The following is a 12,698-nucleotide window of genomic DNA, read 5'->3' as shown; positions in this document are numbered from 1 at the left end:
ATTATGACTAAGGCAGGTTTTATCAACATGTTTCGCAAGGGTGCATTGATGCTTATGCTTGCTGCGCTGTTGGCTTCTTTTGCGGCCGACCCTGCAACAGCTTCAAAGGAAAACACCGACTGGCGGATCAGGATCAAGTCTGCCGCAGTGGTTAATGGTCCAAGGGTTACTCTTGGTGATATCGCCGATTTTTACGGTGATCTCCCTGCGCGGACCAAAGCAGACCTTTCCGAGGTAGAGCTTTGGAATGCCCCGGCCCGTGGCCGCAAGCCTGTCAGGGTGAATCGAAATAAGCTGCGCGTGATTCTGCAGCATTATCTTGGTGAGCTGGTTCGCAATTGTATTATCCCGTCAACTCTGACCATGCAGTCCGGCGGCAAGGTGATGTCGCAGGAACAATTGCAGAGGGCAGTTGTCAAAGTCTTGACCCCACAGGCTGAAACTATGGGTGGGGATTACAAGTTCAGGGAATTCAAGTTGCCTCCCTATCTGTTCTTTAAAGATTCCATGGACAGTTTGAGGGTCCATATCCCCCGGGCCCTTGAACCGGGAAGCAACAGTTTCAGAATGGAAGTAGTCAGCGTGGACGGAAAGGTTTTACGTCGATTGGCCGGATCCCTGTTTGTGGATCTTTGGAAGCCGGTTCCATGTCCTGTTCGCCCCATTAACCGTAAGGAATTGGTCACGCCTGACCTTATTACCTGGCAGAGCAAGAATATGGCTCACTTGGGTAATCAGGTTTGGGATGGTAAAGGCGGGCCATGGCGGGTCAAAGTTCCGGTGGGAACCGGACAGCCCATCATGCGTTCATCAATTGAACCGGCTCCGGTTATCGCCAGGGGGGACAAGGTTACCCTGCTGTTCAGAGGCAAAAATTTGAAGCTTACCGTTCCGGTGGAAGCCCTTGAGGACGCCGGTGTTGGTCAGAATATCACGGTACGTAATTTGCAAAGTAAACGTAAGGTTGTTGCGACAGTCATCAACGCCCAAACCGTTCAGGTTCAGTAATTAAGCGGAGGAAATAATAAAATGAAAAAAACAACACTGGCAACGATGCTTCTTTTAGCTGTTTGTGCGGGGTGCTCCCCTGCCAAGCAGGCTCCGACACCCATGCCGGTTATGACTCCCCCCGCCCAGTATGAACCCGAACCTATGAATAACCCCGGTTCGCTGTTTGCTGCATCTGATTCGGAATATCTTTTTGATGATAACAGGGCCAGACGAATAGGTGACATCGTGGTAGTAACTGTTTCCGAGACAAGCAAGGGTAAGCATACTTCAGACTCTAAGGCAGAGAAGACAAATGATACCAGCCTTGCTGTTACAAATTTTAGTGCAGGTATTGCCACTGCGGTTGATCCTTTCAATATGAAAGGCGGTGCCGGTGATACACCGCTGATCGGTTCTGCCACTTCAAACAAGTTCAAGAGTACCGGTGAGACCAAGAACGAATCAACTCTCACCGCATCTGTCGCCTGCAGGGTAGTTCGGATTCTTCCCGGCAACGTCATGCAGGTGGAAGGTGCGCGTCAGGTGCGCATTAATGATGAAACTCAGGTGCTGGTTGTGCGCGGGCTGTTGCGCCATCGCGACATCGGTCCCAGCAATACCGTGGCATCCAATTATCTGGCAGATGCCCACATCGAAGTTTATGGTCGGGGCATTCTTGCTGATAAGCAGAGACCAGGCTGGCTTTCCAGAATTCTTGATAATGTATGGCCCTTCTAGTGTCAGGGTATGTTAATAAGGTTTTATAAGAGTTACAGTGATCAATGGAGGGAAGGATGAAATTCGCTAACAGGATGAACAGAATGACAGCAGGGCTTGCGGCAGTCGTATTGCTCCTGTTCATCGTACTCATGAGCGCCCAGTCCGCAGAAGCGGTCAGGTTGAAGGATATTTCCTCCTTCAGCGGCGTACGTGATAACGATCTGGTCGGTTACGGTCTGGTTGTAGGTCTCTCGGGAACGGGCGACGGAACCAACTCCGCATTTACAATCACCTCCATGATCAACATGCTGGAAAAAATGGGTGTTCAGGTTGACCGTTCTACAATCAAGCCCAAGAACGTTGCCGCAGTAATGGTTACCGCCAAGATGCCTGTTTCCGCAAAGCCCGGTGCACCGATAGATGTTACTGTTTCCTCTATCGGGGACAGTAAGTCTCTCTTCGGCGGCGTGCTTTTGCTGACTCCTCTAAAAGGTATTGACGGTAAGGTTTACGCCCTTGCACAAGGGGCCTTGACAGTAGGTGGTTTCTCCGCAAGCGGCGAAGCTGCGACTGCATCCAAGAACGTTGTTACCGTGGCCCGCATTCCTTCCGGGGCAACGATCGAACGTTCAGTACCTTTTGATTTCAATCGTCAGCGGAAAATTACCATTAACCTCGGTGTTTCCGATTTCGGTACAACGATGCAGGTAGTGAAGAGGATTAACGGCGTTGTCGGCGGTTCCTATGCCAATGCTGTTGATGCTTCCACCGTTGATCTCGCTATTCCCGAACAATTTCGGGGCAACATGGTTCCGCTCATGGCTGCCCTTGAAAATCTTGAAATCGCACCCGATACCAAAGCCAAGGTCGTGGTTGATGAAAAGACCGGAACGGTTGTTCTGGGACGTAATGTCCGCCTGACCAAGGTCGCCATTGCTCACGGAAACCTGCAAGTTGTCATTGCGGAAGGTGCGGACGTAAGCCAGCCCGGTCCCTTTGCACCTGAAGGAGCTGAGACTGTGGCAACTCCTGAGACTGATCTTCAGGTCGAAGAAGACAACAACAGGCTGATGCTTGTTGAAGGTGCAACTCTGCAGGAACTGGTTGACGGTCTGAATGCCATAGGTGCAACACCGCGTGACCTTATATCCATCCTGAGAACAATGAAGGTTGCCGGAGCCCTGCATGCAGAGCTGGAAGTGATCTAAATAGTAAAATTCAGTAGATACAATAAATTCAAGAAAAGCCCGGCAGGCTACTGCCGGGCTTTTCTTGTTTTCGATCTGAAAGAGCCCCGGTCAAACTCTTGACCGTTCAGGGATAAATGCAGGATTTGAGATCGTGAATGGGGTCTAAGTGCTGATGAATAGAGGGGTGAGCTGATACGGTACGCGATTTGCAATTTAGGTTTGAAAGTGGTCTCAGGCGGATTGATGTCCGGGGCCGTGCATGAATTGGAGGAAGTAAAGAATGATCGACAGCACACTGAACACAGCTAACGCGCAGGCCAATGCCGAAAGTAAGGAATTGCAGGGTTTCAAGCGCAAGCTTACCAGCCTGAACGACCGCCTTTCCGGTGGAAAGGATCAGGAAGCTGCTTTGCGGGATGCCTGCAAGAAGTTCGAAGCGGTCTTCATGGGCAAAATCTGGCAGCAGATGCGTAAGAACGTTCCTAAGGGCGGCTACCTTAGCAACAGGTATGAGCAGCAGTACACAGCCATGTTTGATAAGGATTTTTCCGAAAAGCTGGCTGAGGGCGGCGGTATCGGGCTGGGTGACATGCTTTATGACCAATTGCGTGCCAAATTGGAAAACGCCAGCAAATCAACCCTGCCGGGCACCGGTAACTCAACAGCCTTAAAGACTCTTGATGATGTCGGGCGTCAGGGATCAGTTCATGGAACCCGTCTGGCCTCAATTAATAAAGATGCAGGTAATGGGCTGCCCGGAATACCTCTGCCTAAGCCCGGTATTTCACTCGAAGATGAAGATTTCAGTATGGGGCAGCGCGTTGAGCGTCAGGTTGCCCGTGAAAGTTCTTCAAGTTTATCTGCACAGCCTCTAATGAGCCGGACTGAAGCCATGGCTAAGATTGAAGAGCTGGCCCGTAAGATTGAGCAGGAACATGACACAAAAGTTTATGTGCAGGGTGTGACTGCTGAAGAAATTGGCAAGAAACTTGCTGGTATTTAGACAAGGTTTTGTTAAGAAATCTTCGATAAATATAAAAAACAATAAATATCAGGTTTTTAAGTAGGGAGGAGAGGGAAATGATCAAACTTATACAGGCAAATCTAGACAGACAGTCAAAGGCAGTCTTGTTGCTCTCCATGCTTCTTCAGGAAGAATTTTCCCTGCTTATGAACAAGGATCCGCACGGGGTCACCGGAGTTGAACTGGTAATACAGGAGCTTATGAGACAGATTTCCGCTGAGCGTATGTCTATGAGATCTTTCGTTCAAAAATTTGACCCTTCTGCACAGCGACTCGGTCAGATTCTTTCTGCCATCGAGGATGGGCAGCGTGCTGAAATTGAAAAGCTTCTTTCTAAGATAGATGAGCTTGAACAGAAATGCGGTGTTCAGGCGACTAAAAACCATCAGCTGGCCCAGGCCCTGCTTGAGCAATCTTCTTCCATGCTGGATTTCCTGCACAGGGAAATCACCCCCAAGGAAAAGAATGTTTATTCTGCACGCGGTCGTTACACAAATCCTAAGCCTCAGGCTTCATTAATTAACGGGAGGCTCTAATGCCCGGTGTTAATTCTCTTCTGAATCTGGGCACAGGGGCCCTTTTTGCTTCGCAGTCGGCGATTTCCGTAACCGGTGACAACATCTCCAATGTTAACACCGAAGGATACTCCCGTCGCAAGGTCCGCCTCGAGGAACGGGTCAGCATCAACTACAATCCGGGGCAGCTTGGCACCGGTGTACGCGCAGCTGAAGTTTATCGTAATTTCGACCAGTTCGTAGAGAATAGCTATAACGACAAAGCCACAATGCGTGAGCGCTGGGATACCCTTTACAGCACCTTGAGCAGTGTTGAATCCCTTTTTAACGAATCAAAGGGCTACGGTCTTAACTCCAGCCTGACTAAATTTTTCAATGACTGGCAGGAACTCAGCCAGCGTCCTAATGATGCTGCTTCTCGCCAGCAGTTGCTTAGTGATACCACAAACCTCGTCAATTCCCTGCACAGTATGCAAAATGACATGACCCGCTATCAGCAGCAGGTTGAAGATTACATCAAGCAGGATGTGACCAAGGCTAATGATATCATGGAGCGCATTGCCGAGATCAACCAGCGCATTAACGTTGATCAGGTTGATGGTCAGAACAATCCCAATGCCCTTTATGATGAAAGAGCTACTTTGATCCGTGAGCTTTCCGAGATCATGGATACAAAGATGATCGATAACGGAAAGGGAAATGTCACCATTACCACCGGAGCCGGACAGACTTTGGTGGACGGCGATAAGCATTTCAGTATTTCCTACGATGGACCGCAGAGCCAGAACAACCTGACTCCGGCTTCAAACTTTGACGGTAAAGCTTATTTCGCAGGCTCCAGTGAGTTTGAATACACTTTGGAATGTGTAACTGCCGGCGGTATGGGAACTGCTGAATATCGCGTGTCTCTCGATGGCGGTACCACATGGCTAAAAAACGATGACGGTACCGTAAAAACATTTACTGCCAACGCAGAATCAGGTGCCATTCAGGTGGATGACCTGCAGATCTGGTTCGGAACTGGGGCTGATCCTTCTACCGCGCCCGCCACCAACATGTCCGTGGGCGACAAATTCAATATCGTACCCAAGAGTGCTTTGTACTGGGTTGAGAATACCTCCACCAAGGAAAACATCACCCCGCAGATCAACTTCGCAGGGCAGGATAACACCAGAAGGGTTACCGGTGGTTCGCTGGCAGGTCTTTTCAACTTCCGTGATAACTCAGTGGGTAGATATAAAGAGCGCATGGATGCCCTGACCAATGAACTCGTCTGGCAGACCAACCGTATCCATTCACAGGGAGCAGGCCTCAAGGCTCACACCTCTCTCGAAGGAACCTACAGTGTTAACACTGATACTGCCGCTCTGGGCAGTGGTTCTTCAGGATTGCCTTTCGCAGACAGGCTGCAGTCCGGTAACTCGCTGATGTATTTCTATAACTCTTCCACCGGAGCCATGGAAGCTTCCGGGCAGATTGACTTCAGTTCCATTGTTCCTCCGGGTGTGCAGAATTTTGATCCTTCCGTGCACAGTCTTGAGGATGTTGAAGCTGCGATTGATGCATCTTTCGGAACATATGTCGACGCTTCTATCGTGAACCACAAGCTGCACATTACCGCTAAGGACGGTTATAATTTCCAGTTGGGAACCGATACCTCCGGTATATATGCAGCACTCGGATTGAATACATATTTCAGCGGTTCTCAGGCATCTGACATTGCGGTTAATGCCGGTGTTAACGGAGATATCGATTTCATCAATGCCGGCCATGTGAACGGAGCCGGTGAATTCAACTCCGGTGACAACTCCAATGCCCTCAAAATAAAGCAGATGGGTATGACCGATCTGGACATCACCACCGCTTTTGACGGCACCACCAAGCAGACCCTGATCGAATATTACGATGGTACTGTAGCGGTGGTAGGTGCTGATACCGGAACTGCAAAGTTCAACAAGAATTTTCAGGAAACACTCGCATCCGATCTTAACGAGAAGCAGCAGTCTGTGTCGGGTGTAAATATTGATGAAGAAATGAGTAACTTGATCAAATACCAGCATTCATACACTGCTGCTGCAAAGCTGATCACAACCGCTGACCAGATGCTTCAGACCCTGCTGGGAATGAAGAACTAAGGTTTAAAAGGCTGAGGGAGAAAGGCTATGAGAGTATCGCAGCAAATGCTTTTTAACACGTATGTGTCCAACATGAATAGGTCGCTTACCGATTTGGTAGACAGCAATATTCAGGCACAGACCCAGAAGAAGGTGAACAAGCCTTCTGATGATCCTGTGGGCATGGCTCGTATTCTCGACCACCGTGAAACCCTCGCCACAGTCAAGCAGTACCGGGACAACATTGATACCGCGAAGGGGTGGCTTTCCCTTTCGGATACGACCCTGACTCAGGTTTCCACAATTATCACCCGTGCCAAGGGTTTGGCCGAACAGGGTGCTTCCGGTACTATCACTGCTGACAACAGGGAACAGATCAGCTACGAAGCCCGTCAGCTTTTCCAGCAGTTGGTATCTCTTGCCAATACCGAATATGAAGGCAAGAGTATTTATGCCGGACATAAGGTTGATGAAAATGCCTATGCTGAAAAGCTCTGGATGACTACCAATGATTCCAATGTTTCTTCACGAAATTTTACGATCACCGGCAGTGCAGATAAAACCATAGTGGTTCAATTCCTTGATTCAGGTGATATCGGTGGCGGTGCAGACCTTGATTACCGCTACTCAAAGGATGGCGGAAAAACTTTCACCACCAAGACTCTTGCTGCCGGTGCCACGCAGTTGGATTTCGACGGCGTGACTATGGATTTTGATCTGGGAGCCCCTGCAGTCAATATTCCGGTTACTGCCAACTCCGCGACTGATACCAATGACGCTTCCGGTACCTGGATGTGGGTGCGTCCCACTGCACAGTATATGGGCGATGATGCGGATGGTATTAATGTTGTCGGAATGAACACCAACCTGAACGGTCCCTTGAATCAGGCTGAAGGCAGTTTTAATAAGGACGTAGTTGTCCGTATTGACAATACTACCGATCTGGCCAGCCAGATAGAATACTCCTACAGTCTTGATGGTGGTGTCAGCTGGGTTGATGGCAATATCAAGCCTGCTGACGGGATTACTTCCAATGCTGTGCTGACCATTCCCGGCGGAACTTTGACCATCCATTCAAACGGTGGAGCCAATGCTCTGGCATCCGGAGCACAGTTCTTAGTCCATCCTGATACTGCGGCAATGGATGTTCAGATTCAGGAAAATGAATTTGTACGCATCAATGACGTAGGTAAGGATATTTTCGGCGGAGTTTACCAGCAGCCCGGAGCAACCGGAGCCAGTGTTGTTTTCAATAACAACAGTACGTTTACCGGAGACGGAAGTTCGCCTACACAAAACCTGCTCGAAACAATGGGTAACCTTGTGGCCTTTCTGGAAACCAACAACCAGAGCGGCGTGCAGGAATGTCTTGAAAGTTTGAATTTATCCCAGAAGCATGTGCTGACCAAGGCTGCCGATGTTGGTGGCAGGGAAAACAGACTGGCGGTTGCGGATCAGGTCCTCTCCAGTCTTGAACTCAACGAGAAGGATCGTATCTCGCATATTGAGGATGTTGATGTTGGAGAACTTATGACCAAGCTTTCCCAGCAGCAGATTGTATATGAAGCTGTACTGAAGAGCTCTTCCATGATCATGAAGATGAACCTGCTTAATTATGTTTAAGAAATTTATTTAAATGTAGATAGTTGTGCTTGCCCGCAGGGGCTTTCTTGAGCTACTACTTATCCAGTGCTGAAAATGTTTTCCATAGTGGCGGATGTTTTCGATCAAAGCAGAAACAATCCAAAAGGATTATTTACACACATATTGATATGCTTATTCTGACCCGGAGACCGGGGGAAGCCCTTTACCTGGATGACAATATAAAAATCACGGTATTAAGCGTGCAAGGCCGGCAGGTTAAGCTTGGTCTTGAGATACCGGCTGAAACTACTGTCTATAGGGAAGAGGTTTACCTCAAGATTAAAGAACAGAACCGTTTGGCGCTTGAAAACACAGAGCAGGACCTTCTTGCTGCGACCGAGTTATGGCAAAAGAAAGAAAAAAAATAATCAGGACCCGTATCGGGGAAAGAGAAATTACCGATGAAGGTATTATTTATTTTTCCCGTGGATTGATCGGCTTTGACGATAAGAGGGATTTCGCTTTAATTCAGCTTAGCGAGAATTCTCCGTTTCTACTGCTGCAAAGTCTCGAAGATCCGGCTCTAGGTTTGCTGGTGGCCGATCCTTACAGTTTCATGGACGACTATGAAGTCCGTTTAAGTGAAGCGGAGAAAAGAATTTTAAGGGTGGAAAATGTCCGTCAGATTGCAGTGCTGGTGACGGTCACCATTCCTCCGGGAAGACCTAATGAAACGACCCTTAACCTCGGCGGTCCCATTGTAATTAACTCCGAGGCTAAGCGCGGTATGCAGGTCCCGCAGGTGGACTCTAAATATCCGACACACTTCCGCCCGGCGAACGATGAATCTTCGTAGAAGCGTTGCCGGGTCAGCTGTGCGGGAAATTTCCCTTATATTTTAGTCATCAAAGCGGTGGAATCCTTATCTGGATTTCACCTCTTTTACTTTAAGAAATCCACTTCATCGCGCACAAGGTTCATGGCCGTCTTGCGAATATCCGGCTTATATGTACCTGAGCGTACCTGTTCCCTGAGCTCTCTTACCTTCTGTTCTCTGGTGTCCGGGCTTTCTGTGGCAGTCTGCCGTGCTGCGCCGAGCAGTCTTGCCTGAGACGAGACATTTACAACGTCCCGACTGGGAGCGGAACTCTGCTGCTGTGCTTGTGTCTTGTCCGCAGCATTGTTCACCCGGTTGTCAGAGTAGGCCTTGAGAGGGGGCTGGCTATACTGGTTAATCTTCATAATCCCCTCCGGGGTTACCATGTTACAATAAAAAGAGTTTACGTAAAGCGGCCAGCATCAGAGCATGGTCCGGTCAACCTTGTCCAGTGTGATCTCCCATAGTCTGTTCATGACCTGCGCTTTTTCTTCGCGCGGCAGGTCATGAATTCCTTCAGGAGTTTCTTTTAGAACTTGCACATCGCTGCCGTCGAGAGGGTACTCGAAAACAAAGCGATCACCGAAATCAAGTTCCAGCTGTTCTAATATATCGGACACTACCGGATTTTCATTACCCGAGATGATAAGATTTTCGATAATTTCCCGGGAAACTTTTTCCACCAGCTCGCGACGTCTTGCCTGCCGTGAAATAGTAACCGTGTCAGGAGACTCGGACCTTTTCAGGGCACGCCTGAATCGGGCCAGTCGCTTGGCACTGGTCAGCTGCTTTCCATAAGTTTGCAGCATATTACGTATTTCTGCAGGGGTGTTAGCCACGGTACATAATCCTCCTCATACCCTGTATCGGCTGGTTCCTATATAATCTTTAGGGTAATTTAATAAAAAAAAATGAAAATTATTTTTATATCTTTTACAGTAAGTTATGTTTTTATGTGAAAGATACCTTAAATTTTATTTCACAAAAAAGATTGGCTGCAAATGATAATCTTCTTATTTTTTAAAGCAGCAAATAGTTGAATCTTGGGCTTCTTTCTAATAGGAGAGTTAGCTATGTCAGATAGTCAAGGTTCTGTTTTAATTGTCACCAAGTCCGGCGGAGGTGCTGCGGCTGAGTTGGGTGGGGAAATCGCCCGCTGGCTCAGTCTTCGCGGCGTTGATTCCGACATTGTAGAGCACCCTTATCCTCCGGCGAGGATAAACGTTTCCGCATATCGGGAAAATACCATGCTGGTATTGGTTCTCGGAGGAGACGGTACATTTATTAGTGTTGCCGGAAATGTCATCGACTGGGAAGTTCCGGTATTGGGTATTAACCATGGCCGGGTAGGCTTTCTCGCCGAGGTACTTCCTGAGGACTGGGAAACAGCATTGGAAAGGTTTTTCAGCAACGAGCTGGATCTTTCTCCCCGGACCGCATTTGATTATGAAGTCCAGCGCGGAAACGGAATTGTGGCGCGCGGTGTAGCGATCAATGATCTGGTTATTTCCCGAGGAGCTGTAGCCAGAATCATTTCCCTTGATATTGGACAGAAGGGTCAATGGATCAAGAATCTGCGCGCTGATGGACTTATCGTATCCACTGCCACCGGATCTACCGCATATAACGTTTCCGCTGGAGGTCCGTTGGTGCATCCTGAGCTTGCTGCCATGTGCGTGACTCCGGTCTGTCCATTTTTAAACGGTATCCGGCCCATGGTTCTGACTGTTGATACGCCGTTGACTATTGATATCGGGGAGACAACCGGTGATGTTTACCTTACCGAAGACGGACGAGTTCCTTATCCCTTGAGTGTGGGGTATCGGGTGATAATTTCCAGACACAAGAAAGACCTCATTCTGGCCCGCATCCGCAGCAATACTTTTTTTGAAAAATTGAGAAGCAAAGGCTTTCTCACGGAGTAACTCATAAGTGAGCATTCTGCCTGATTTTACATCCATTAAAGATCTTAAGTACGGTGAAGATCCTGTCTTCGACGCTTGGCTTCTTCATTTTATGACTGCCAACCATCTGGAAAGTATTATTGATCCGGTCAAAAATGCATCTCCTGAACAATTGCGTTTTATGGTTGCCTTAGATGATAATCAGGTTTTTGCTCCCTGTTCGGACTGGCAATTCAACAGGCTCGTCACCCCAGGGTTGGAGTCCGACCTGCTTGATGTTTATATTTTCGTCTGGCGTTCGCTGGTCAAATTGGTCAAAAACCATGTCTCTGATCGTTATCAGCGCAGGCTGATTCTCAATCTTTGTCGCCATAAGTTTAAGCAGGCCCTTGATTCCTCTATAATGATTCCCCTGCGCCTGCTTAAAAATATGATCACAATTTTTCTCTCACGAAGCGGGCTGGATGATCCTTACCGCAACCGTAAGGAATTGCTGTTCAGCCGTGGCAAGGCGTTTATTGAAAGTGATTTCTTCAGGCAGGCCATGGAATCCTGTCCTTATCCTGCACCTGATTGTGAGAATCTTGCAGAAATGCGCTTTGAGCTCGATATGATCGAACTGGAACGGATTTTCCGGCTTTCCAGTTTGCCTGATCAGTGGAGTCAGGCTTTGTTCGGAGAGGATTACAAGATTTTTTCAAAGATGTACTCCCGGGACAAAGTCGATTTTAGTCCGGTGCGTAATGTTTTCCACGGTACAGAAGGCGGGTTGAAAATACTGTTCATACCGGATGAAACCGGTGGACTTATGGCTGACCTGTTGATGATCAAGTCCTTGCTGCGACAGGGACACAGTGTCATTCTCGCTCTGAAGGAAGGTTTCTGGTTTGATTCACCGACTTTCTGGGATCGTGAAAGCAACCTCCTGCTGGCTGAAGCTTTGAAGGATGCCTTGTTTATTTCCGAGGAAAGGATTTCCAAAAATGATCTTCTTTCCAGCCTGCGGGTGAATCCGTTTGTGGTTATTTCAGACGGCACAAGAGAGCGGTTGAACCTGATCCGTTGCAGCGTTACTTTTGCCCGGGCATGGAAGGAGTCTGACCTGATCATTGCCAAGGGGTGGGGTAACAGACGCAGACTCGTCGGTAACACCAACCTTTTTACTCGCGATATTATCTGTTTTTATCGCAACCTTGAAGGTGAGTTTAAGCTTGAATTCAAGGCTAAGTCACCAAAAGTCAATAAATTTACCGAAGCCGGGATTTCTGCCAAGGCTAACGAAATTATCGCCGAGATGCAGCAGGCCCGCAGTGAACGCAAGGCGGTTATGTTTTATAGCGCTATCGTGGGAAGTATCCCCGGTCAGGTTGATACCGCCATCAAGGTGCTGAATACTTTTGTTGGTCATTTGCGCGACAGGCTTGCCGATACCTATATCATCAACCCGGCGGAGCATTTTGAAGAAGGCATGGATGCTGATGACCTCATGTTTATGTGGGAAAAGGTCCAGCGCAGCGGTTTTATTACCATCTGGCGTTTCCAGACTTATGCTGATATCGAGAAAAGCTTCGAATTAATGGGCGAAAGAGTTCCCCCGGTTTGGGCTGGCAAGGACGCTACCTATTCCACTGGATGCACTAAGGAAATGCATATTGCACAAGACGTACAGAAACGTCATCGTGAATTGCAGATCATCGGTCCTAGTTCAGATAAATTTCTTAGAAGACGTGAATACGGAGTAGGCCGATTCAGTGACGTGGTTATCGAGTCTTAAGTCAAA

General features: G+C 48.3%; 13 protein-coding genes. 11 read left to right on the top strand and 2 right to left on the bottom strand.

Annotation, left to right across the window (positions count from 1 at the left end):
• The first annotated feature begins 3 nt into the window (after positions 1 to 3).
• The 9 genes from flgA to fliW all read left to right on the top strand — a co-directional run bounded on the left by flgA (position 4) and on the right by fliW (position 8,993).
• Complete coding sequence (flgA, locus tag ACKU40_RS10585; protein WP_320172768.1) at positions 4 to 1,008, top strand: flagellar basal body P-ring formation chaperone FlgA; 1,005 nt, start codon at positions 4 to 6, stop codon at positions 1,006 to 1,008.
• A gap of 21 nt (positions 1,009 to 1,029) precedes the next feature.
• Entirely contained in the window at positions 1,030 to 1,728 is a 699-nt protein-coding gene (locus tag ACKU40_RS10580) for a flagellar basal body L-ring protein FlgH (RefSeq protein ID WP_320172767.1), read from the top strand.
• Positions 1,729 to 1,784: 56 nt separating this feature from the next.
• Entirely contained in the window at positions 1,785 to 2,918 is a 1,134-nt protein-coding gene (locus tag ACKU40_RS10575) for a flagellar basal body P-ring protein FlgI (RefSeq protein WP_320172766.1), read from the top strand.
• A gap of 262 nt (positions 2,919 to 3,180) precedes the next feature.
• Complete coding sequence (locus tag ACKU40_RS10570) at positions 3,181 to 3,903, top strand: rod-binding protein (protein ID WP_320172765.1); 723 nt, start codon at positions 3,181 to 3,183, stop codon at positions 3,901 to 3,903.
• A 77-nt stretch (positions 3,904 to 3,980) separates the two neighbouring features.
• Positions 3,981 to 4,460: a flagellar export chaperone FlgN gene (gene flgN, locus ACKU40_RS10565; protein ID WP_320172764.1), complete on the top strand. Its 480-nt coding sequence runs from the start codon at positions 3,981 to 3,983 to the stop codon at positions 4,458 to 4,460.
• Positions 4,460 to 6,574: a flagellar hook-associated protein FlgK gene (gene flgK, locus ACKU40_RS10560; protein ID WP_320172763.1), complete on the top strand. Its 2,115-nt coding sequence runs from the start codon at positions 4,460 to 4,462 to the stop codon at positions 6,572 to 6,574. The genes flgN and flgK overlap by 1 nt, the downstream gene beginning before the upstream one ends.
• A 27-nt stretch (positions 6,575 to 6,601) precedes the next feature.
• Positions 6,602 to 8,176, top strand: a complete 1,575-nt coding sequence (gene flgL, locus ACKU40_RS10555) for a flagellar hook-associated protein FlgL (RefSeq protein ID WP_320172762.1) — start codon at positions 6,602 to 6,604, stop codon at positions 8,174 to 8,176.
• Positions 8,177 to 8,325: 149 nt separating this feature from the next.
• Positions 8,326 to 8,565, top strand: a complete 240-nt coding sequence (csrA, locus tag ACKU40_RS10550; protein ID WP_015850902.1) for a carbon storage regulator CsrA — start codon at positions 8,326 to 8,328, stop codon at positions 8,563 to 8,565.
• On the top strand, positions 8,541 to 8,993 hold the full coding sequence (gene fliW, locus ACKU40_RS10545) for a flagellar assembly protein FliW (RefSeq protein WP_320172761.1): 453 nt from the start codon (positions 8,541 to 8,543) through the stop codon (positions 8,991 to 8,993). The genes csrA and fliW overlap by 25 nt, the downstream gene beginning before the upstream one ends.
• An 86-nt stretch (positions 8,994 to 9,079) precedes the next feature.
• Here fliW and flgM read toward each other — a convergent pair whose 3' ends face one another.
• On the bottom strand, positions 9,080 to 9,379 hold the full coding sequence (flgM, locus tag ACKU40_RS10540) for a flagellar biosynthesis anti-sigma factor FlgM (RefSeq protein WP_320172760.1): 300 nt from the start codon (positions 9,377 to 9,379) through the stop codon (positions 9,080 to 9,082).
• 57 nt (positions 9,380 to 9,436) lie between these two features.
• The gene (locus ACKU40_RS10535; protein ID WP_320172759.1) at positions 9,437 to 9,853 is read right to left on the bottom strand and encodes a DVU0524 family FlgM-associated protein; all 417 of its coding nucleotides are present in this window, start codon (positions 9,851 to 9,853) and stop codon (positions 9,437 to 9,439) included.
• Positions 9,854 to 10,087: 234 nt separating this feature from the next.
• Here ACKU40_RS10535 and ACKU40_RS10530 point away from each other — a divergent pair, with 234 nt between their 5' ends.
• A complete protein-coding gene (locus ACKU40_RS10530; protein ID WP_320172758.1) occupies positions 10,088 to 10,939 on the top strand; it encodes an NAD(+)/NADH kinase in 852 nt (283 codons plus the stop codon).
• A gap of 7 nt (positions 10,940 to 10,946) precedes the next feature.
• Positions 10,947 to 12,692 (top strand): ARMT1-like domain-containing protein, encoded by a 1,746-nt coding sequence (locus ACKU40_RS10525; protein ID WP_320172757.1) that lies wholly within the window; start codon positions 10,947 to 10,949, stop codon positions 12,690 to 12,692.
• Positions 12,693 to 12,698 lie beyond the last annotated feature (6 nt).

Source organism: Maridesulfovibrio sp. (genome assembly GCF_963666665.1).
Lineage (GTDB): Bacteria > Desulfobacterota > Desulfovibrionia > Desulfovibrionales > Desulfovibrionaceae > Maridesulfovibrio.
The sequence above is the reverse complement of the archived record's forward strand: the minus strand, read 5'-3'. Positions and strand labels throughout refer to the sequence as shown.